Source organism: Pirellulales bacterium (assembly GCA_035656635.1).
GTDB lineage: Bacteria > Planctomycetota > Planctomycetia > Pirellulales > JADZDJ01 > DATJYL01.
Genome location: DASRSD010000003.1, coordinates 1 through 22445 on the forward strand (window position 1 = coordinate 1; position 22445 = coordinate 22445).

At 55.8% G+C, this 22445-nt stretch carries 10 protein-coding genes; 9 read left to right on the forward strand and 1 reads right to left on the reverse strand.

Features of this window, described 5'->3' with window-relative positions; all coding sequences use genetic code 11:
* The 3 genes from VFE46_00090 to VFE46_00100 all read left to right on the forward strand — a co-directional run.
* A partial coding sequence (locus VFE46_00090; protein ID HZZ26372.1) for a glycoside hydrolase family 2 protein occupies positions 1 to 2182 on the forward strand: 2182 nt, incomplete at its 5' end.
* 421 nt (positions 2183 to 2603) lie between these two features.
* Entirely contained in the window at positions 2604 to 3920 is a 1317-nt protein-coding gene (locus tag VFE46_00095) for an efflux RND transporter periplasmic adaptor subunit (GenBank protein HZZ26373.1), read from the forward strand.
* Between the two features lie 46 nt (positions 3921 to 3966).
* Positions 3967 to 7521 carry an efflux RND transporter permease subunit gene (locus tag VFE46_00100; protein ID HZZ26374.1) on the forward strand — a complete coding sequence of 1185 codons (3555 nt, stop codon included), beginning with the start codon at positions 3967 to 3969 and terminating at the stop codon, positions 7519 to 7521.
* Between the two features lie 40 nt (positions 7522 to 7561).
* Here VFE46_00100 and VFE46_00105 read toward each other — a convergent pair whose 3' ends face one another.
* The gene (locus VFE46_00105) at positions 7562 to 9580 is read right to left on the reverse strand and encodes an efflux transporter outer membrane subunit (GenBank protein ID HZZ26375.1); all 2019 of its coding nucleotides are present in this window, start codon (positions 9578 to 9580) and stop codon (positions 7562 to 7564) included.
* 275 nt (positions 9581 to 9855) lie between these two features.
* On the opposite strand from VFE46_00105, the gene VFE46_00110 reads away from it, so the two are divergent.
* The 6 genes from VFE46_00110 (at position 9856) to VFE46_00135 (ending at position 22408) form a co-directional block, all read left to right on the forward strand.
* On the forward strand, positions 9856 to 11169 hold the full coding sequence (locus tag VFE46_00110) for an NAD(P)/FAD-dependent oxidoreductase (GenBank protein HZZ26376.1): 1314 nt from the start codon (positions 9856 to 9858) through the stop codon (positions 11167 to 11169).
* Positions 11170 to 11474: 305 nt separating this feature from the next.
* A complete protein-coding gene (locus tag VFE46_00115; GenBank protein ID HZZ26377.1) occupies positions 11475 to 15095 on the forward strand; it encodes an autotransporter domain-containing protein in 3621 nt (1206 codons plus the stop codon).
* 447 nt (positions 15096 to 15542) lie between these two features.
* Complete coding sequence (locus VFE46_00120) at positions 15543 to 17363, forward strand: efflux transporter outer membrane subunit (protein ID HZZ26378.1); 1821 nt, start codon at positions 15543 to 15545, stop codon at positions 17361 to 17363.
* 185 nt (positions 17364 to 17548) lie between these two features.
* The gene (locus VFE46_00125; GenBank protein ID HZZ26379.1) at positions 17549 to 18169 is read left to right on the forward strand and encodes a MarR family transcriptional regulator; all 621 of its coding nucleotides are present in this window, start codon (positions 17549 to 17551) and stop codon (positions 18167 to 18169) included.
* On the forward strand, positions 18150 to 19904 hold the full coding sequence (locus tag VFE46_00130) for an efflux RND transporter periplasmic adaptor subunit (protein ID HZZ26380.1): 1755 nt from the start codon (positions 18150 to 18152) through the stop codon (positions 19902 to 19904). Before VFE46_00125 ends, VFE46_00130 begins: the two co-directional genes overlap by 20 nt.
* Before the next feature lie 11 nt (positions 19905 to 19915).
* The gene (locus VFE46_00135; protein ID HZZ26381.1) at positions 19916 to 22408 is read left to right on the forward strand and encodes an ABC transporter permease; all 2493 of its coding nucleotides are present in this window, start codon (positions 19916 to 19918) and stop codon (positions 22406 to 22408) included.
* Positions 22409 to 22445 lie beyond the last annotated feature (37 nt).

The following is a 22445-nucleotide window of genomic DNA, read 5'->3' on the forward strand; positions in this document are numbered from 1 at the left end:
CGCCGACGAAGTGGTGGGAGCGTATCGCGATTTTGAATTCAACATTTCGTCTGCGGTGAATCGGTCGGATTCCAATTTGTTGCAAGTAGAAGTATTCCCGCCAGAAAAAAACGACTTGGCCATCACCTTCGTCGATTGGGCGCCCAAACCGCCGGATCAAAACATGGGCCTATGGCAGGAAGTTGAGCTGCGCACCAGCGGCCCGGCGGCATTGCGTTACCCATGCGTCTTGACCGATTTAGATGTGCCGTCGTTGAAAACCGCTCGGCTCACGGTGCGAGCCGATATCGCGAATCCTACCGATCACCCTGTGACTGTCGAACTGCGCGGCAGCATCGAACGAATTCGATTTTCGCAGCAAGTGAAACTGGCGCCTCAAGAAATCAAAACGGTTAGCTTTTTGCCGGACGATTTTCCGCAGCTGGTGATCGACAAGCCGCGTATTTGGTGGCCTTGGCAATTGGGCCGGCCGGAAATGTACACGTTGGAATTGGAAGCGGCGGTCGAAGGCACAGTTTCCGATCTAGTTTCGGTCGACTTCGGCATTCGTCAAGTGAATTCGCGCCTGGAAAACGGGGCGCGGCTGTTTACCGTCAATGGCGTTGACTTGCTCATTTTAGGTGGCGGGTATGCACCCGATTTGCTGCAACGCCGGACGCTGGCGGACCAACCCGATTGGCAGGCCGATCAAATTCGTTACCTGCGCGACATGAATCTCAACACCGTCCGCCTGGAAGGCAAGCTGGAAGATGACGCGTTTTACGATTTGTGCGATCGGCATGGGATTTTGGTCATGGCCGGTTGGTGCTGCTGCTCGCCCTGGGAGCAATGGAAGAATTGGAAGCAGGAACAATCGACCGTGGCCACGGAATCGCTGAAATATCAGATTCGTCGGGCGCGCAACCATCCCTCCCTGCTGGCTTGGCTCAACGGCAGCGATAATCCGCCGCCGGAAAAAATCGAGCAGCAGTATTTAGCCATTGAAGAGCAATTGAAATGGCCTTGTCCCACTATTTCTAGTGCGACAGATAAAAAATCCGCCGCCTCGGAGCCCACGGGCGTGAAAATGCTGGGGCCTTATAAATGGGTGCCGCCCATTTTTTGGCTCACCGACAAAAAGACAGGCGGCGCTTGGGGGTTCAATACCGAAGTTGGGCCTGGGGCAGTTCCCCCGCCGCTGGAAAGCTTGGAAGCCATGCTGCCTGCGGAGCATCGCTGGCCGATGGATAAAGTTTGGGACTTTCATTGTGGCGGCAGCGAATTTAAAAGCATTCGCGATTTTACTCACGCACTGGATGAACGCTTCGGCAAATCGACCGGCCTGGCCGATTTCGCTTGGAAAGCACAGGCCCAGGCGTATGAAACTATCCGCGCGATGTACGAAGGCTTCCGTGCAAACAAGTTTGCCGCAACCGGCGAAATTCAGTGGATGCTCAATAACGCGTGGCCATCGATGATTTGGCATTTGTATGACTACTACCTGCGGCCCGGCGCTGCATACTTTGCCACCAAGGTCGCTTGCGAGCCATTGCATGTGCTGTATCGCTACGATAACCACGCGATTGTGCTGGCGAACGATTCGCTTACGCCATTCAAAAACTTGACGGTGGCGGCGGAAATTTATGATATTGCCAGCCAACGGCAATCTCGGCACGAAGCAACATGCACGGTTGCAGCGAACGCCGCCACGACCGCCTTTACCCTGCCGCAGCCGGAAAGCATTTCGACGACGTATTTTTTGCGGCTGTTGGTCACAGATGCAGCGGGCAAAGTTCTTAGCGTGAATTCTTATTGGCTTTCGACGAAGCCCGACGTGCTGGATTTTAAGAAATCGACCTGGAACATCACTCCCTGCACGTCGTTCGCTGATTACGCGCAATTGGCAAATTTGCCGCCGGCGCAGCTGAATTTGGAATCCATCGGCATAGACCAGCGTGACCAGGAAAGCGTGGCAAATTTCCGCGTAACAAACGCTTCCGATGCCATCGCGCTTTTGGTTCGATTGAAAATCAACAAGCAGGCCCACGGAACGGAATTGCTGCCGATCCGGTGGCAAGACAATTACTTCATGTTGTTGCCTGGAGAAAAACGTGAGATTGCGGCGCGGTATCGCACTTCCGATTTAGCCGGCGCGGAATCGGTTCCTTCCGTCGATTGCTTTAACAACGGTCGCAAATCGTAAGCGATTGCGACGAAACTCGAAGCATTTCCGGCAAAAAAGAAAGCCGCTGGAACTGCCCGATTCCAGCGGCTCTTGGAACCCGTCCGGCTAAAGAAGAGTCCCATGCACGCAGAATCGGTCGCTTAATCTGGCGCAGTTGATGGAAACTTCTCCGGCGATCGAACGATGCGGAAGGCCGCACGGCAGAACATCCTTATTCCCGCGCGCAGAGAGGAATTCCTCCGCACTTGCAAATTTTGGCCAAGCTCATCCGCTTACGTGTGCTCTAATTTTCGCTCGCAAATTGCGTTTAAGCGATATAATCGGAACTGATGTCGACGGCGAGCATCGCGTGATGGCAATTCGCAACCTATATCCATAGGTAGGTTTACCGTGTTAAGCCTGGTATTTACGACGTCTTGTGCTGCCTCAAGAACCTGCTATGTCTGGAACTATTGGCAATTACCCGTTTGCGCCGCCGTTACGTGCAGCCGTCGCTGTTTTTCTCTACAGCGCGCTGGCGTGCTTCGCGCTGCTGGTGAGCGGTTGCGAAGAAGAGCACACAGCCGCATCGACCGCAGAAAAGCCGGCGCTGGTGCGAGTGCAGCAGCCGGTGACGAAATCCGTCACCGATTACGAGTATTTTACCGGCCGCAGCCAAGCCCCCTATTCGCTTGACGTGCGCTGCAAAGTGAATGGTTATTTGGTCCGCTGGAACTACGATGCCAAGAGCGATCAGCTCCCGCTGAAGGATTTTAATTTCGTCGTTGGCCAGGAAGTGAAGCGCGACCAAGTGCTGTTCAAAATCGATCCCCGCCCTTACCAGGCAACTTACGATCAGGCGGTCGCTCAAGTGAATTTGGCTAAGGCCCAATTGCAATTGGCCCAGGCTGATTATTCCAGGGCGTTAGTTGTTTCCAAAACGCCCGGCGCCATTAGCGCGCAAGATGTCGATAAATACTTAGCCGCCCAATCTAAAGCGGAAGCCGAAGTGGCGGCGCAACAAGCCAGTGCTGAATCCGCCCTGTTGAATTTGCAATTCACCGACGTGAAAACCGACATCGAGGGCATCGTCAGCCGGAACTTGCTGTCGGTGGGCAACCTGGTCGAAGCGAACACGCTGCTGACAACCGTCGTCTCGCAAGACCCGATGTATGCCTACTTCGACGTCGACGAAATCACGCGGGAGCGAATCGCCACGCTGATGCGCGAAGGAAAGCTGGAATCGGCTCGTGAAGGGAATAAGTATGCCAAATACCCTGTCGATTTGGGACTGACCGGCGGCGAAACTTATCCGTACACGGCGTATATCGATTTTGTCAACAATCAAATCGATCCCACCACAGGCACGCTGCAAGTGCGCGGCATGATTGATAATCCCAAGCCACCGGTCGGTCCACGCGTGTTTGTGCCTGGCATGTTTTTACGGGTGCGGCTGCCCATTGGCGATGCGCATCCGGCGCTCTTGGTGCCGCAAGCCGCCGTTGGGACGGACCAATCGCAAAAATACGTGTTTGTGGCGAATCAGGAAAATATTGTCGAATACCGGCCAATTAAAGTCGGCGAGGTGCAAGCCGACAATTTGCAAATAGCTCTCCCGGAACAAATTATGCGCGAAGCCAATGGCATTCGCATCGCCAAGCCCGATGAAAAGGGCGCCGAACCCAGCCTCACGTCCAGCGACCGCGTAATCGTTGGCGGCCTGCAACGAATTCGTCCAGGAATGAAGGTCGAAATTCAGCCGCCAGAAGCAAAGTAATTGCCACGGATTGAACTTCTAAACTCACGGCCCGCATTGCCCGTCCATGTTCGCCAAATTCTTCATCGAGCGCCCGATTTTCGCGTGGGTGATTTCGATTGTCATTATTTTGCTGGGGCTGGTTGCGGCGATTTCGCTGCCGATTGCTCAGTATCCCAACATCACGCCTCCCAGCGTGCAAGTGACCGCCAGCTATCCGGGCGCGAATGCGCAAGTGGTGGCCGACAGCGTGGCCGCCCCCATTGAACAGCAGGTGAACGGTGTCGAACGAATGCTGTACATGTCGTCGCAATGCACCAACGACGGCAGTTACACGCTCACCGTCACGTTCGAGCTGGGCACCGATTTGAACATTGCGCAAGTACTCGTGCAAAACCGCGTGGCCTTGGCCATGGCGCAATTGCCCGAGCAGGTGCAACTGCAGGGCGTGAACACCAATAAGCAATCGCCGGCCATTCTGCTGGCAGTGAATTTGATCTCGCCTGACGGCCGCTATGACAATTTGTATTTGAGCAACTACGCCACGATTCAAATCAAGGACGAGCTGTTGCGAATCAACGGCGTTGGCAACATCAATTATTTGGGCGAGCGCGATTACAGCATGCGCGTATGGCTCAACCCCGATAAAATGGCCGACCGCAACATCGCCACGGAAGATGTCATCAATGCGGTAAAAAATCAAAACGTGCAAGTGGCCGCCGGCACCATCGGGCAAGACCCGGTTCCTAAGGGACAGCAATTTCAGTTGACCATGTCCACGCTCGGCCGGCTGATGGATGTCAACGAATTCGGCAACATCATCATCAAAACCAATCAGGGAGACAATCTTCAAGGGCGCTCCTCGGCAGCCGTGGTTCGGCTCAAAGATGTAGCCCGCATTCAACTCGATTCGCAGCAATACACGCAGCAGTGTCGTTTAGATCAGCAGCCTTCCGTGGCGCTGGCGGTGTTTCAACTACCCGGCTCCAACGCGCTGGACGTGGGCAACAGCGTGAAGCGCAAAATGCGCGAGCTGAAGAAGCGTTTTCCGCCGGGGTTGGATTACAAAATCGTTTACGACACCACGCCGTTTATCACGGAATCGATGTGGGAAGTTGTTAAGACGCTGTTCGAAGCCTTGATTTTGGTGGCGATTGTCGTGCTGTTTTTCCTGCAGGATTGGAAAGCAATGATCCTGCCGATGATCGACGTGCCCGTTTCGCTGATCGGGACGCTGGCCGTGATGGCCGTCATGGGGTTCAGCCTGAACAATATTTCGCTGTTCGGGTTGGTGCTGGCGATTGGCATTGTGGTCGACGACGCCATTGTGGTGCTGGAAAACGTGGAGCGCTGGATCGCCAAAGGCTACGATCCAAAAACGGCCACCATCAACGCGATGAACGAAATCACCGGTTCGATTGTGGCCATTACGCTGGTGCTGACGAGCGTCTTTTTGCCCAGCGCATTTCTGCCGGGCATTGTCGGACAGTTTTACAAGCAGTTCGCGCTAACGATTTCGGCAGCCATGATTATTTCCGCCATCAACGCCATGACGCTAACCCCCTCACGGGCCGTGTCGGTATTCAAAACGGAGAAGAAAGAAGAAGGCGGCCACGAACACGTGCGCGAAGCGCTACCGTGGTGGATTTTTGTGCTGCTTGGGTTTGTGAGCCTTCATTACCTACAACCTATCGTGGCAGATTATTTACACGTGCCAGTAGGTGACGCCGCTGCTGATTCAGATGTATCCATGTCCCAACTTGCACAAGTCGACTTTCTGTCGTTCTTACCAGGAGCAATTGGCGGATTGATCTTCGGTTGGTTCCTGATTCGGCCCATCAATTATGTGCTGGGCAAAATTTTCCGTGGCTTCAACGTCGTGTTCGATAAAATTACCGTCGCCTACGGCTGGACCATTGGCCGCGGGCTGCGAATCTGCTTGCTTGTGTTGTGCGCGTACGGCGCATTGCTGTATGCCACGTACTGGAGCATGGGGCACGCACCGACTGGATTTTTGCCCGAACAGGATCAGGGTTATTTGCTGGTCAACGTGATGCTGCCCGATTCGGCGTCGCTGGAACGCACGCAGGCCGTGATGAGTAAGCTCGATAAACTGGCACTAGGGGGCGATTTCGACGGCAAGCATTTCGACGCAATTCCCGGCGTCGATCACACGCTGAGCGTGGCCGGCCAATCGATTTTGCTGAGCGCCAACGGCTCCAACTGGGGTTCCATATTCGTCATTCTCTCGCCGTTCGACAAGCGAAAAACACACGCCGAATATGACGCCGTCATTGCCGAAAAGCTTCGCAAGCTGTGTGCTGACGAAATTGACGAAGCTGTGATCAGCGTGTTCCGCGCACCGCCCATTCAAGGCTTAGGCAACGCCGGCGGGTTCCAAATGCAGGTCGAGCAGCGCGGCTTTGTCGATTTGATGGCATTGCAAAACGCCACCCTGGAGTTATGCCGCCAAGCCAACGCTGACGCGCTGCATCGGTTGATTGACGTGTTCACCATGTTTCGAGCCAACACGCCGCAAATATTTGTCGATATCAACCGCACTAAGTGCGAATCGCTGATGGTGCCCGTGCAAGATGTGTTCAACGCGATGCAAACCTACATGGGCGGTTATTACGTCAACCTGTTCAATTTATTCGGCCGCACATGGCAGGTGAATTTGATGGCCGAGGGAGATTTTCGCACCGCCGCCCGACAAGTCGGCCAACTTAAGGTGCGCAACAAACTCGGACAAATGGTGCCCTTGGCCACGCTAGCCACCGTGCGCGACCAAGGGGGCCCGGCCATGTACATGCGCTACAACATGTATCCGACGGCCGCCGTGAATGGAAACCCCGCGCCGGGAGTCAGCTCGGGCCAAGCCATTGGCCTGATGCAAAGCTTGTGCGACAAGCTGGGCCTGCCGTACGAGTGGACCACCATCACCTTCATGCAACTGCTGCCGGCGAAAATTGGCATGTTGCTGGTGCCGGCGGCGCTGTTGGGGTTGTTCGTCTTCGGCTTTGGAGCCGTGCTGGTATTTTTGGTGCTGGCTGCCAAGTACGAAAGCTGGGCGCTCCCGTTGTCAGTGATTTTAGTTGTGCCCATGTGCTTGCTCTGCTCTGTCGTGGGCATGATGATTGCGAAGCTGCCGGTTGATATTTTCGTGCAAATTGGTTACCTGGTGCTGGTGGGCATGGCGGCGAAAAACGCGATTTTAATTGTCGAATTCGCGCAGCAGCAACGGGCGATGGGCAAGAACTTGTACGACGCTGCCGTGGAAGCTTGCCGCTTGCGATTGCGGCCCATCATTATGACCAGCTTCGCGTTCATCTTGGGTGTTGTACCGTTGATTTTGGCTCACGGCGCCGGCGCCGAAATGCGCATTTCGCTTGGCACCGCTGTGTTTTCCGGCATGATTGGCGTGACGACGTTCGGGCTGTTGCTCACGCCGGTGTTCTACTATTCGCTGATGTATCGCCAAGCCCGAAAAGAGACTGCTGCTGCCAAGCAGACTACTGTCATCACGGTGGGTGCAACTGCGCCGCCGCCGACAGCACATGACGGCATTATTCCAGCGGGAGCCGTTACCAAGACCGACCGTGGTTCCTCCACCGGCGCATAGCTGACGGCTTAAGATGCGGTCCTAAAAGCGCCGCGCTAAATTAGCGCCGCAACCGAAGCTGGCTGCAATCGCCCTGAATCAGCCCGGCGTGTAGGATCGGCGGCGAAGCGTTCTCGGCGATGCTCGACTCTGCCGAAGTTTCCGCTTCAATGGGGAAGTTTTCGGCTACTTCATGCTTTTGGGCCTGCGCGGAATTGATGTTTGTCGCCGGAGGCGTCAGCGTTGGCTTCGGCAAAGACGATTTTGCCACTGGCGAATTCAAAAACCGCAAGGGCAGCAAGCCGTCGTCTTTGGTCCAATCGAAATCGTCATCGCTGTGACGTATTTGCGCTGGCTTTTGGTCGACCGCGAATCGCCTCACGACCGAACGTGCCTGCGGTCCGTTCGATCGAGAACCGGGCACCGGTGGCGGCGGCATTGTATTGGACGGTCCCGGAAGTTGCAGCGGCGACGAATTGCCGCCCGGCGGTTGCTGGTACGGCGGTATCGGATTCGATTTTGTATCCGGACTGGGTGTGGATTTCATGTCAGGTCCCGGGGTTGCGCCAAATCCGGGGGTTCGGGGGCTGCCATTACCCTGAGGCAACTCTTCGCTGCTGGCCGGCGGGTTCCCCTCGACCGTTGGCGGTTGTGCTAATCCCGCTGCCTCATCGGGACAGCTGTAATCCCAGCCGCCGCCCAAGGCGCGATATAAATGCACCAGGCCTGTGTCGATATCTCCTTCCGCCTCGGCCAATAAGTTTTGCTGCTGCACAAGGTCCTGTTCCAACAGAGCCACGCGGTTGAAATCGACCAGGCCGCCTTGATATTGCGTGATCGCCAATTTCACGGCTTTATCGGCCGCCGTGACGCTGCGCGCCAGCTCTTTCTCTTGCAGTTGCGATTGCAAAAACTCCACAATGCCGTCTTCTGCTTCCGCATTCGCCTGCAGAATCGTTTGCCGATAGGCATTCACCAGTTCGCAGAACTTTGCCGCGTTGAGCTGCACGTTGTTGATCAACCGGCCATAATTCAACACATTCCATTGAAAGCCCGGACCAATGCTCGATTGAAAGGAACGATCTTTGAACAGGCCCGTGAAGCGTTGGGCATCGAAGCCAACCGTCCCGGTAACGGCGATCGCGGGATATAACTGTGCCTCGGCAACGCCAATTTGTGCGCTTTGAGAAGCCGCCAGTTGCTCTGCCCGGCGCACATCGGGGCGACGGCAAAGCAAATCGCAGGGAATGCCCACCACCACGTCGGCGGCCACCGGCGGAATGGGCTTGTCGCCCAAATCGGGCACTAAATCTTTCGTCGGAATCCCCTCCAATACGCACAGTCGATCGTTGGCGGCCCGCAATTGCTTTTCGTATTGGGGAATGAGCGCTTGGGTTTGCGCCAACTGGCTGATGGCTTGTTCGGTATCGAGTTCGCTTGTAAGGCCCCCGTTGAACCGCGCCTGGGCGATGTCCAGCGCCTCCTTTTGAATTTTGATGTTTTCTTTCACATAGGCAATTTGCTGCTGCAGCGTGCGAATTTGGATGTAGGTGGTGCCCACGTCCCCCAACAGCGTGACCAGCACGTCGTCGTAGTCGAACACCGAGGCGTTCAAATCGGCCTGGGCGGATTCAATTGCCCGGCGGAATCGTCCCCAAAAATCCAACTCCCAAGACAGATTGAAGCCCAAATTCCAGTTGTTGAAAAATCGATCGGGCAGCAATTGCTGATTCGCCGCCAAAGTGCTGATGGAATTTCGCGAATAGCTGCCGACGGCCTGTTGTGTTTGTGGGAGCAAATTGCCCACGGCGATCGCCAATGCTGATCGTTCCTGCAAAATCCGGAAGCACGCTTCTTTAAGCGTCAGGTTTTGATTGGCGGCGCACTCGATCAGATCGGTCAACTGCGGATCGTTGAAAGCCGTCCACCAATGGCTCAAATCAGGCTCTTCGGTGGACATTCGCTTATCGGCGGCGTCGATCCATTGATCTGCTACGTCGGCGTGCGGCTTACAATAATTCGGGCCGACTTTGAAGCCGTTGGCTTTGTATTCATCCCACGGCGTGCAGCCAGAGACCATGATTGCCAGGATCCACGCCACAAATGGCAATAGCGCCCGACAGCGCACACCAATAATTGTTGACCAGGCCCCCCGCATTCATTCCTCCCTGAATTTACGGCTTTTGCTGCAACAAAAGCTTCAACCGGCGCGCAGCCGCGCGGCGGTTCCTTCTGCGTTATCGGAGAACTTTACGCCACAGGAACAGTCAAACTGTTAAGAAATTCCGGCGTAGTTTGCCTAAGCTGCCTGCTCGCGGCTTCCCAAGCAGCAATGCGGGGAGATAATAGCCCGGCATGGATGCAACACATCAAGTGGTGGTGATCGGCGGCGGGTTCGGCGGGTTCAACGTGGTCCACAGGCTTCGCAAAGCGCCTGTGCAAATCACGTTGATTGACCGTCGCAATTTCCACCTCTTTCAGCCGCTGCTATATCAAGTGGCCACCGGCGGGTTATCGCCGGCCAATATTGCCGCGCCGCTGCGCGATCTGTTTCGCAAGCAGGTCAACGCTGAAGTGCTGCTGGGCGAAGTGGTGGAAATTGACGCTGCTGCAAAGAAAATCATCCTCCGAGACGGTGCTTTGCCCTACGACACACTCGTCGTGGCCACCGGTGTCAGCCACCAATATTTCGGCCACGACAATTGGGAACCGTTTGCGCCGGGCTTGAAAACGATCGAGGATGCTACCGCCATCCGCCGTCGAGTGCTTACGGCGTTTGAAGAAGCCGAGCGAGAGACCGATCCGGCCCGAGTTCGCGCTTGGCTTACATTTGTAATTGTTGGCGGCGGAGCAACTGGGGTGGAATTGGCCGGCACGCTGCGCGAGTTGGCCTGCGAAACACTGCGCGGCAATTTTCGGCGAATTAACCCGGCCGATGCCGAAGTAATTTTAGTCGAAGCCACCGATCGGGTATTGCCCACATTTGCGCCGCAGTTGTCGACTAAGGCGCTGGCATCGTTGGAAAAGTTGGGAGCAATTGTGAAATTGAATCACCGGGTCACTCATGTGCAAGCTGACGGCGTCACGGTGGAAAGTGGCTCAGCCAACGCGGTTCAAACGGAACACATCGCCACGCGCACAGTGCTATGGGCAGCCGGCGTGCAAGCATCGCCGCTAGGAAAAGCTGTGGCAAAGGCGACAGGAGCGCCACTCGATCGGGCCGGCCGGGTAATCGTTCAGCCCGACTGCACCGTGCCGGGCCACCCGGAAATTTTCGTGATCGGCGATTTAGCAAACTTCACTGGCGCCGACGGAAAACCTCTTCCAGGCGTGGCCCAAACGGCGATTCAGCAGGGGCGTTATGTGGCAAAATTAATCCGCGCACGGCTGCGGGGCAAATGCACGCCGCCGTTTGTGTACCACGATCGCGGCAGTCTGGCCACGATCGGACGACACGCTGCCGTGGCTGATCTGGGTTGGTGCAAGCTCTCTGGCTGGCTGGCGTGGTGGATTTGGCTGGTTATTCACTTGATGAACATCGTCCAGCATCAAAGCCGGATTCTCGTGCTGATTCAATGGGGCTGGACGTACTTCACACGCAACCGGGCTGCCCGACTCATTACTGGCGGAGACAAAGGCGCAGATGACCGCCAGTCAAAACAGGGGTGATGGCGTACGAGCGGCGGAGGCGCCAGCGGGGATGGCACCGTTTTTTGAAATCACCAACTCCGAATTTGTGGTCGCGCCAGAACCGGCAAGTTGGATTCTCGCCATGCTATCGCTTTGCTGCATGCTGGCATGCTTTCTCGGATTCAACGTTCGGTCATCTTTACGCTAGCGTTAGAAACGGTAGAACCGGAAGAATCGTTAAACTCTACCTGCTTTTCCTGACGAGAATTTTCTAGCAGCACTTCCGGGGCTTTGCGCGCGAATTGTTCCCGCGCTATGCCCGAGTGCGCTTGGGAGATTCGAATATGAGCGGGAAACGATTTCGGGTGGGGCGTATTTTCGGCCTCGTGGCGTCCATGCTGGCGCTTACCACGACCATTCTCAGCAGCGCGGCAGCCCGCGCGGCCACAGATACGTGGACGGGCGGAGGCGGAAATGCGCCAAATAACGTTTGGTCCAACGCAACCAATTGGACCGGTGGTGTACCGGCCAACGACGGCAGCGAAGACATTCACTTTGCCGGCGTGCTGCCATCTTCCCTCACTTCCGACGTGGACTCTGCCTACAACATTAACTCGCTCAATTTTGACAGCGGGGCCGGTGCGTTCGCGCTTATAGACAACCCTTTAACTATCCAGGGCGGCGGAGTTGTAAACAACAGCTCGAATACGCAAACCATCAATAATTCTATAGTACTGGGTACTCCACAAACTTGGAATGCAGCGAGCGGCAACTTAGTTTTCGGCGGCACTACAATTACTGCCGGAGGCAATTTACTGACCATCGATGGCGCGCAGAACACCAACATCAGCGGAGCCATTACAGGAACCGCAGGAATTACTAAAAATGGGACCGGCACATTACTTCTGAGCGGCAACAATAGCGGCGAGTCAGGACCCGTGATCATTACCGCGGGTACGATTCAGGCAGGAAGCAATACTTCTTTGCCCGATGTCAACTATACCTTGAGCGGCGGCTCGCTCGATCTGAACAATTTTAACGCTACCATTACTTCGCTAAGCGGGGCCAGCGCTAGTTCCACTGTCAATTTGGAATCGACCAGTACATTGACCGACACCACCAGTGGCTCCGACACCTATGCTGGCACCATTACCAGCAGCGGCGGCACGTTTGTATTGAACGGCACCGGCACGCTCACTTTGGGCAATGCCAACAACCAAAATACATTCGGCAGCGGAAACATCGATGTTTTGCAGGGCACATTACAATCTGGAGCGACCGGTTCGTTACCGACGGCCAATTATGAGGTCAATGGCATACTTGCCGTAAATAACGGATCCGTCACTGCGCTTGCCCTGACGGGGTCGAACAGCGGTCAAATTACCTTGGGCACCGGCTCGCTGACGATCGCTAACCCGGGAACTTCAACATACAGTGGAACGGTTAACGGCGGCGCAGGATCGGCCATTAACATGTTTTCCGGAAACCAAGAGCTCGCCGGCGCCATTTCAGGCGCAACGGCCGTGAATGCCAATGGCGGCACGTTGATCTTGAGTGGAACAAACACGTTCACGGGCGGCACCAACTTGAACACCGGCGGCACGGTTTCGGTCTCAACCGACGCCAACCTCGGCAACAATGGCAGCGCCGTCAACTTCCTCGGCGGCACGCTGGAAGTTACCGGTACCACGCTGACGAATTTGGACAACCATACGATCAACGCTACGGCATTCAACGGCGGTTTCCAAATCGACGACGCTAGCAACAATTTCACCGTCAACCAAAGCCTTAGTGGGTCGGGAGCGCTTTCAAAATCGGGCGATGGCACATTAGTTCTCACGGGAACCAACACGTATAGCGGTGGTACGAACGTGTCCGACGGTACGCTGAAAGGCACTACGGACAGCATCCAAGGGAACATTAACGCCGCCGGCACTGGCATCGTCGCTTTCACGAACACCACCAACGGAACTTATTCAGGTGCGATCAGCGGCACGGGGGGCAACGTGGAGATGGACGGCTCCGCCACGGTTACATTCACTGGCAATAACAGCTACACCGGCACGACGACTATCAACACGGGAACATTGCAGGTTGGCAATGGTGGAACCACGGGCTCGATTGGGACCGGCGCGGTCATCAATGAAGGCGCCTTGATTTACGACCGCAGTGATCCGGTCACCGTTGCCAATGCGATTTCCGGCGTTGGTAGCTTCACGCAGAACGGCACCGGCTTATTGAGCCTCGGCGGCACGGACACCTACACCGGCCCAAGCACTGTGAATGCCGGGCAATTGAACGTTGACGGCAGCACGACCAGCAATAACACAACCGTGGCTTCTGGCGCCACTTTGGGCGGCATTGGCACGATCAACGGCAATGTTAGCAACAGTGGAACAATCAGCCCTGGCAACTCCGGCAGCACTGCAAACACCACCGGCACCCTGACCGTCACTGGCGATGTCACCAATGCCGTATCAGGCACAAAGATGAATGTGGTTGTGAACGACGCCAATGCTCAAAACGTCAGTAAGCTCGTTGCTAGCGGCAATGTGAGCGTGAATAACGCCACGGTGCACGTCGATTTGAGCTCCGGAAATTTCGATAAATCGGGCACCACCGTGTACACGTTCTTAACCGACGGCACAAGAACGGGTTCCTTTGCCAGCGCCGTCACCACTTCGCAATTTGTGACTGCCACGTTGGATCAAAGCAGTCCGACGGATGTCAGTTTCACATTGACCGCGAACTTCAGCCCGGCAGCTACAACGTTCAATCAAACCCAAGTGGCCAATTATCTGAATACGAACGTGGGCAATGTAAACGCTGATTTTCAGGCGCTCATTAACACGCTTTCCGGACTGACCACGGCGCAGGTTGCCAATGCCCTGACTCAGATCAGCGGCGACATTCATCCGACGATGGCCCAATTGAACGTCAACGGAACATCATTGGTCATCGGCCAGGTAGCCGCACGCTTGCGGGCCGCCCCATTTGCACCGGGTGGACCACTGGCGGTGGCAGACAACGGCTCGGTAGGCCGCGCCGTGGGAGCTCCCATTGCCTTAGTTAGCGAAGGGCCGGATGGTGAACCGGAAATGCAAAGTTGCCCTAGCGGGTGCGGCCCACAAGGAACGGCCTGGGGCATGGGCTTCGGGATGGGCGGCAGCGCCGAATCCGATGGCAATGCCACGGCCGCAAGTTTTGGCATGGGCGGCGTCGTGGCTGGGATGGAACGCTGGGCAGATGATTGCCACCTGTTGGGCTTTTACGGGGCCTACGTGGGCGCTGACCTCAATGCGGTCAACGGTCAAACAGCCAATATCAACGGCGGCCAATTCGGCGGTTATATGTTCGCCGACGACGGCTTCAATTACTACACCGTTTTGGGCGGCTTTGAATTCGACGGCGATAGCACCACCCGGAATTTGTCGATTGATACCATCGTCACTCAAAACACTTCGAATTACGGAGATTGGCAATCGTTCTTATATGCTGAACGGGGTGTGAGCTTTGAGCGTTGTAATTATGTGTTGCAACCCTTTGTCGCCGTGCAATACATTTTCGTGCGGCAAAACAGCTTCACCGAATCTGGCGCATCCAATACGGCATTGGATTTACAAGGCGGCGGCGACACCACCAATTCGCTACGCAGCATGGTGGGCGCTCGGTTGCAATATGCCTTAACCAATCGCAACGGCCGGCGCACGCTGCCGGAAATTCATGCCATGTGGCTACACGAATACTTGGACGCCGACAGCTCGGTGACTGCCACGATGGTACCGGTGGGCGGCTCGCCATTTATTGTGCGCGGGTTAGACATGGGCCGCGATTGGGGTGTTGTGGGCGCCAATCTCACGTGGGAAATGGTCGATGGTTGGAGCATGTTCGTGAATTACGATCTGCAAACCAACACGAAAATGACGTTGAACGCCGGCTCCGGCGGCCTGGGGTACCGCTGGTAACTTCCGACAAAAAGCTGTTCGCCGACGGCCAATTGGTAGCTGCCTACCGAGGGCCGGGAAATTCAGGATGACTTTGCGGGCAGTGTCGGTTGGACAGTATTTCGTTGCTGGCAGCGATCAGCACGCCGCTTTGGCGTCCTCTTCAATCTCTAACATCTTCCGGCCGCTAATCTTCCGTCGGCATCCGCCGTTGTGGTAAATGGCGGAAGGTTTACGCCTTTTAACGTTGCTGCGGGCAAAATTGCTGCGCAAGATTCGGTTAAACCGATTCTGTCGATAGCAACACAGAAGCCATCTGTCACAGTTCTAACGGCTTTTGGTCCCAAGATCGAATATCCCGGTTCTGCCGCCGTTGGATTGTTGTCGAGAGCGTCACGTGTATCAGGACAACTCGAGGGTGGCATCCATTGCCTGATGTTCCACTCCAGCGTTAACCAGGAGAGAAGAATGCTCTGTTTTCTGCGGCGATGCATAGCGCCGGCAGCGGCATTTCTAGTGCTCCTCAGCGGATGCACGAGTTTCCGCGATTACGTTCACAATGGATTGAAGGTCGGGCCAAACTACAAGCGGCTACCGGCTTTAGTGGCCGATCACTGGATAGACGAAGGCGACCAGCGAGTTCGCAGCGAATCTGACGACCTGGCCTCTTGGTGGACCGTGTTCAACGATCCGCTGCTGAATCAGTTGATGATCAATGCTTATCAGCAAGACCTGACGCTCCGCGAAGCCGGTTTCCGCGTATTGGAAGCCCGCGCTCAATTAGGAATTGCCCGGGGTGAATTCTTCCCGCAAATCCAGACGGCCAACGGCAGTTATACTCGCTTTGCCCGCGGACTGAATTATTCCAGCCAATGGAACTTCAATTTCAATTTGGCTTGGGAACTGGATTTTTGGGGCCAGTTTCGTCGCGCCATTATCTCCGCCGAAGATACTTTGGACGCATCGGTTTACAGCTACGACGATGCCCTGGTCACGCTGCTCGGCGACATGGCCACGGCCTACGTGCAAATTCGCACCGACCAAGAGCGCATTCGGCTGTTGGAAAACACCGTCAAAGTGCAAGAAAACGTGTTGACATTTATCGATACGCAACTGAAGTCCGGCTTTCATGGCATCACCGATTTGGACAAAGCGCAAGCGGTCAGCAATTTGAAGCAAAGCCAAGCCCAAATTGCTGAATTACAAATCGATATGCGGCTGAACGAAAACAGCCTGTGCACCTTGTTGGGAATTCCACCGGTTGACGTTGAACCCCTGCTGAACTCAGCCGAGAAACGTAATATTCCCACCACGCCGGAATCGGTGGTTGTGGGAATTCCGGCCGACTTATTGCGCCGCCGCCCCGATGTGCGTGCCGCCGAGCGCGCTGCCGCCTCGCAGGCCGAGCAAATCGGCATTGCAGAAGCCGCGTTATATCCGGCGTTCACAATTAATGGCACGCTCGGTTGGCAGGCGGCCCGCTTGGGCAAATTGTTTACGCCCGAAGCATTCAACAGCAGCGTGGGGCCATCGTTCCAATGGAACATTTTGAACTACGGACGGTTGGTAAATAATATCGCGCTGCAAGATGCTACGTTCAAGGAAGATGTCGCCTTTTACCAGCAAGCAGTGCTTACTGCCGATCAAGAAGTCGAAAACGGCATTGTTACGTTCGTCAAAGCACAAGAACGAACCAAGCTGCTGCGCGACAGCGTCGATGCCGCTTACCTGGCGCTGGAAGTGGTCATTGCGCAATACGAAAATCCCACCACCATTACAGGCGCCGGGGCCGATTTCAATCGGTATGCGGTCATTCTGCAAAACTTAATCCAGCAACAAGACTTGTGGGCCCAATCGCGCGGGGAAATCGCGCTGGGACTCATCGACACCTACCGCGCGTTAGGCGGCGGTTGGCAAATTCGCTGCTCTCCAGCAATCGCTGGAACTGGCACGGCCCCCGGTTCATTGAATGGCGCGGCGGTAGCTCCGGAGCAACTGCCACCACAGGTCGAGCAATTGCCGACGTTCCCCACCCAAGGTCAAAATCCAATCGTCGCGCCTCCGAATTCCGCCTTGCCGATAACTCCATTACCACCCGTGCCGCAAGGAACAATACCGACTCCTGCGCCTGTGGAAATGCCAAAATCTTCCTCACCCGCCACGGCTCCCATGTCGGCGGCGCCCACCGTAGCGCCATCTAATGCGCCGCTAACCGTGCCCTCCGCGCCACTGCTTCCCGCCCCGATGCCGGTTGTTTCTCCGGCACCTTCGTCGCCGGAATCTAAATAAAATCCGTCAAAACCGGCCCGGCAAGCGAATTGCTCGAAGATTTTTCGCGTCGACTCGTGCAATCGTAAATGCCAACTCTTAAAAGAGTTGCGGTATTTGTTGACGTCGTCCTCCTGATTCAGATTGCAAATCGGCCGGTCCGTGCGGAACTTGACTTAGTTAATGTGTGTTAATAGTATAGCGGCATGAAACAAGGGAAGCCGACCAGCATACTAGATAAAGACCGGCGGCTAAAGCACCGTCCATCGGCCGCGAAGCGTGACGGCAATGATCTTTCGACGTGGAACTTGCACGATCAGAAAATGAATTCCGAGCAAATCGCCCAAGATGTTACCACACTGCTGATGTCGCTGATGCGCGATTTGTTCGCAGTCGAGGACGATCAAGCATCGGAATTGCCGCTGCGGCAATTGCGGGTTTGCGCCATGCTTTATGAGGGCGCGCGCTCCATGTCTTCTTTGAGTCGAGAACTAGACGTATCGTTGCCTGCCATGACGCAAATTGCCGATCGGCTGGAACGGGCTGGACTGGTCAAGCGATCGCTGGCTGGGACAGACCGGCGTGTGCGCTCGCTTCAATTGACTGCGCGGGCCCAGCGCATCATGCGGCTGCGCGAAAGCGGTCGAGTAGATCGTGCATCGGCCGCACTACAACAGTTATCACCTCCGGAGCAGGTTAAAGTGCTATCCACCTTGCAATTATTGTTGACTGCCTGCGCTGCATCCAAGACAAATGGAAATGGTGTCCATCCAAGCAGCGTCAACGGCAGCGTAAACGACAAGGGGAATGGCGCGGACATCGGATAAGGATTTAATCACGGCCATCGACGGCAGCTTTACAGACACACACGAACTGAATTCGACCCACACAACTATGAGAATTATCGCAAGCATTTTGGTATTGGTTGGCCTAATCGCCGGTGGAGCAGCAATCTACAGCAAATTCATCGGCAGCGAGCCGACGGCCAATTTTCGCACCGCCGAAATCACGCGCGGAAACTTGATCATCACCGTCAACGCCACCGGCACGTTGGAGCCCGAAGAAGTGGTAGACGTGGGCGCACAAATTGTGGGCCCTGTATTGACATTAGGGGACGATCCGCGCGGAATCAGCGACGCGACCCTTCGGCCCAAAAGCATCGATTACGATCCCGCCTTCAAGGGCAAGCACATCGATTATGGCTCCCCGGTCGATCAGGGCACCGTGTTGGCGCTAATCGATCCCGCCGTTTACGAGGCGCAATACCAACAGGCCGACGCAAATCTACTGCGTTCGCAGGCCGATTTGGGCGAACTCAAAGCCAAGCTCAACCAGGCCGAAGCAGATTGGAAGCGGGCGCAAGTGCTCAAGAATATCAAACTCCCGAATTTGTCGCCCACCGGCAGTAAGCTTGACGCCGCTGGCGCTGAGCCCATCAAGGCCATTTCCGACAGCGATTACGATCTGGCGAAAGCCAATTACGAAGTTGCCAAGTCCAACGTCGATGTGGGAGAAGCCACCATCAAGCAAGCTTCCGAAGCCAAAAAGCTGGCCGAGGTCAATTTGGGTTACACCAAAATTGCCTCGCCGGTAAAAGGCACCATTGTGGCCCGCCGCGTCGATATTGGCCAGACGGTCGTCGCCACTTTTAGTGCTCAAAGCTTGTTCCTTATCGCCAAAGACCTTAGCAAGCTGCAAATTTGGTCCAGTGTGAACGAAGCCGATATCGGCCGCATCCATTTGGGCATGCCGGTTTCGTTCCAGGTGGAAGCATTTCCTGACGAGCCATTTCATGGCACCGTCTCACAAATTCGGTTGAACGCGCAATCGAACCAAAACGTGGTCACATATACCGTCGTGATCGATGCCGATAATTCGAATCTGAAATTGCTTCCATATCTCACGACCGATCCGGTTAAGTTCGAAGTAGAACGGCACGACGACGCGCTGTTGGTTCCCAATGCCGCACTCCGCTGGAATCCGCGGCTTGAGCAAATTGCCCCCGAGTTTCGCGATTCCTTCAAAACAGCGGGGGGCGGCAAAGACACGGATCAGCCCGGAAATGAAAGCAGCGAGAAAGGCGAAAAATCGGGCGCGGCAACAGCGGATAAATCGCTCGGTGCCGCCGCCCCTGTGGCAAAAGACGAGGCCAAACCCGGCGACGAAGCCGCAAAAACGGATGACGCGGCTCCATCCGACGACTCAACTCCAAAATCCGGTGGCGCGATTCCCGCCGAAAAGAACACTGCCAAAGCCGATTCCAGTAGCAAAAAAGGGGCGGGGCATGGCCACCACGGCAAAGCACATACTGAACATGGTATTCTGTGGGTAAAAGATGGAAACTATGTCCGACCAATCGAAGTACACAAGGGAGACAGCGACGATCAAGACACGGAAGTCAGCGGCGATGGCGTGCAAGCTGGATTGGAAGTCGTTGTTGGCGAAATCCACGCTCAGGACCAGACCGGCGAGACCAATCCGTTCGCTCCGCAATTCTTCCGTGGCAATCGTGGTGGACAAAAGGGTGGTGGCGCTCAGGGTGGTGGAAAGGGAGCCAAGTAATGAGGTCTCCAATGCCAGACCAGCAACATGCAGCCGGCACGGAGCTCATCCGCGTCGTCAACCTGCACAAAACCTATCATCTTGGCGAAATCGACGTGCCCGTCCTCAGGGGCGTATCGTTCACCGTCAATCGGGGCGAAATGGTCGCTTTGATGGGCGCCAGCGGTTCGGGTAAAACGACGCTGATGAACATCTTGGGCTGCCTCGACCGGCCCAGTTCCGGCGAATACTGGCTAGATGGCGATGAAATGAGCAACCTCACGTCTGACCAACGGGCACTAGTGCGCACGGCCAAACTGGGCTTTGTGTTTCAAAGTTTCAACTTGCTACCGCGCACTACAGCCATCAACAACGTGCTGATGCCGCTCGATTATTCAACCAGCCGACTCGGCCATAGCGAAGCCAAACGCCGCGCCTTGGAGTTGCTGGATCGCGTCGGCCTGGGGCAGCGGTTGGATCACGAACCATCGCAAATGTCCGGCGGACAGCAACAGCGTGTGGCGATTGCTCGGTCGCTTGTCAATCAGCCGGCGCTCGTGCTGGCCGATGAGCCCACCGGCAATTTGGATTCGCATACCAGCGTGGAAATGCTGCAATTATTCCAGCGTTTGAACACCGCGGGAATTACCGTCATCATTGTTACCCACGATCCAAAAGTGGCGGCATACGCCCATCGCACCATTCGCATTGCTGACGGCTTGATTGAAAGTGACGGGGCCTCTGATCCGCTTCCTTCAACTTCGTCGCACAGCGTAACCGAAGCGGCGTCAGAAAATGGCCATTCAACCGTTGCCGGCTCGACCAATGGCAACGGTTACGCGGATCATGAAAATGGCCGCTCTGCGCTGACTCCATCCGGGGCCCACGCGCATTTCGGCCCTGTTGCCGCCAGTCCAGAGTTAGCCGGCAGTGGTTCTGCTTCCCAAAGCACCACCTTCGCCTCGGTGACCGCGACACTCCCGCAAACTGTTCCCTCTCGGTTGTCAGCGGCAACGGGAACTGCTCCGGCCGCAGACAGTGGGCAACCTGCGATTCGCACTTTTTCGGCCGAAAGTTCCGAGCCGGCAACCGATCCGGAAAAGCACATTCATCACGGCAAACTGGCCGCCATGATGCCGCCAACCCTGCGCACGGCGCTGAATGCTTTGCGCCGCAATAAGATGCGGGCCATTTTGACCACGCTGGGCATTATTATCGGCGTGTGCGCCGTGATTGCGATGATCGAAATTGGCCAAGGCGCCAAAACCGCCATTGAAGCCTCGATTGCCAGCATGGGCGCCAACAGCTTGTACGTACAATCTGGCGCTGCCGCCAGCGCAGGCGTCAGTTTTGGCAGTGGCACCGTACTGACGCTCACTCCCCAAGACGCCGATGAAATCGGCCTCCAATGTTCGGCGGTCAAGTCGGTCGCACCGCTCGTCCGTGTTCGCGCGCAGGTGATCTACGGCAATCGCAATTGGGTACCCAACACCATGTTTGGCACAACGCCGGAATATTTCGAGGTGCGCGATTGGAAAGATATGGACGCTGGCGAAATGTTTACCGATCACGACGTACTGAATAGCAGCCGAGTGTGCGTCATCGGGGAGACCGTCGCTGGCGCCCTCTTCGAAAACGAATCGCCCGTCGGAAAGTCCATCCGGGTTCAAAACGTTTCCTTACGAGTAGTCGGCGTGCTCAGCCGAAAAGGCTCGAACACATTTGGTCAGGACCAAGACGATATTGTGATCGCACCATGGAGCACCATCAAATACCGCGTCGCCGGCAGCAGTGCTCAGAACGTCAATCAAAGCTCCGCCGCGTCTACGACAACTACCAGCGCCCCGGGGGCTGCAGCGACTCAACAAGTCAATACTCTCAGCAACGTCTATCCAGGAGCCGAGGCGCTATACCCGGCCCTTTCGCCCACTGAACAGGCCGATCGTCCCCAGCCGATTCGATTCACCAATGTCGACACCATCGTCGCTGTCGCCCAAAGTGCCCAGGAAATTCCGGAAGCTACCGATGAGATTAAAGCCCTGTTGCGCGAGCGGCACCGCCTACGCCCCGATGAGCCCGATGATTTTAACACTCGCGACATGACCGAGCTCAGCAAAACCATGACGCAGCAATCGAGCTTGATGAGCGGTCTTCTGCTCATCGTGGCCATGATCTCGCTGCTCGTAGGCGGTGTGGGAATTATGAATATTATGTTGGTTTCGGTCACGGAGCGTACGCGGGAAATCGGCCTCCGCATGGCCGTTGGCGCGCGAGGGTATCAAATTTTGCGGCAGTTCTTGATCGAAGCCGTCGTGTTGTGTCTTTTCGGCGGCGCCACGGGAATCATTTTAGGCCGCTGTGCTTCGATGATGGTGAAGCACTTCATGCACTGGCCCACGCAAATTTCTATCCCCGCCATTGTCGCCGCGTTTGCGGTTTCGGTCACCGTGGGAGTTGTCTTCGGATTCTATCCAGCCTGGAAAGCCTCGCGCTTGGATCCCATCGAAGCGCTGCGGTACGAGTAAAACTCGGTCCACCGCTCTTCCAAAAACTAGAGTAAAT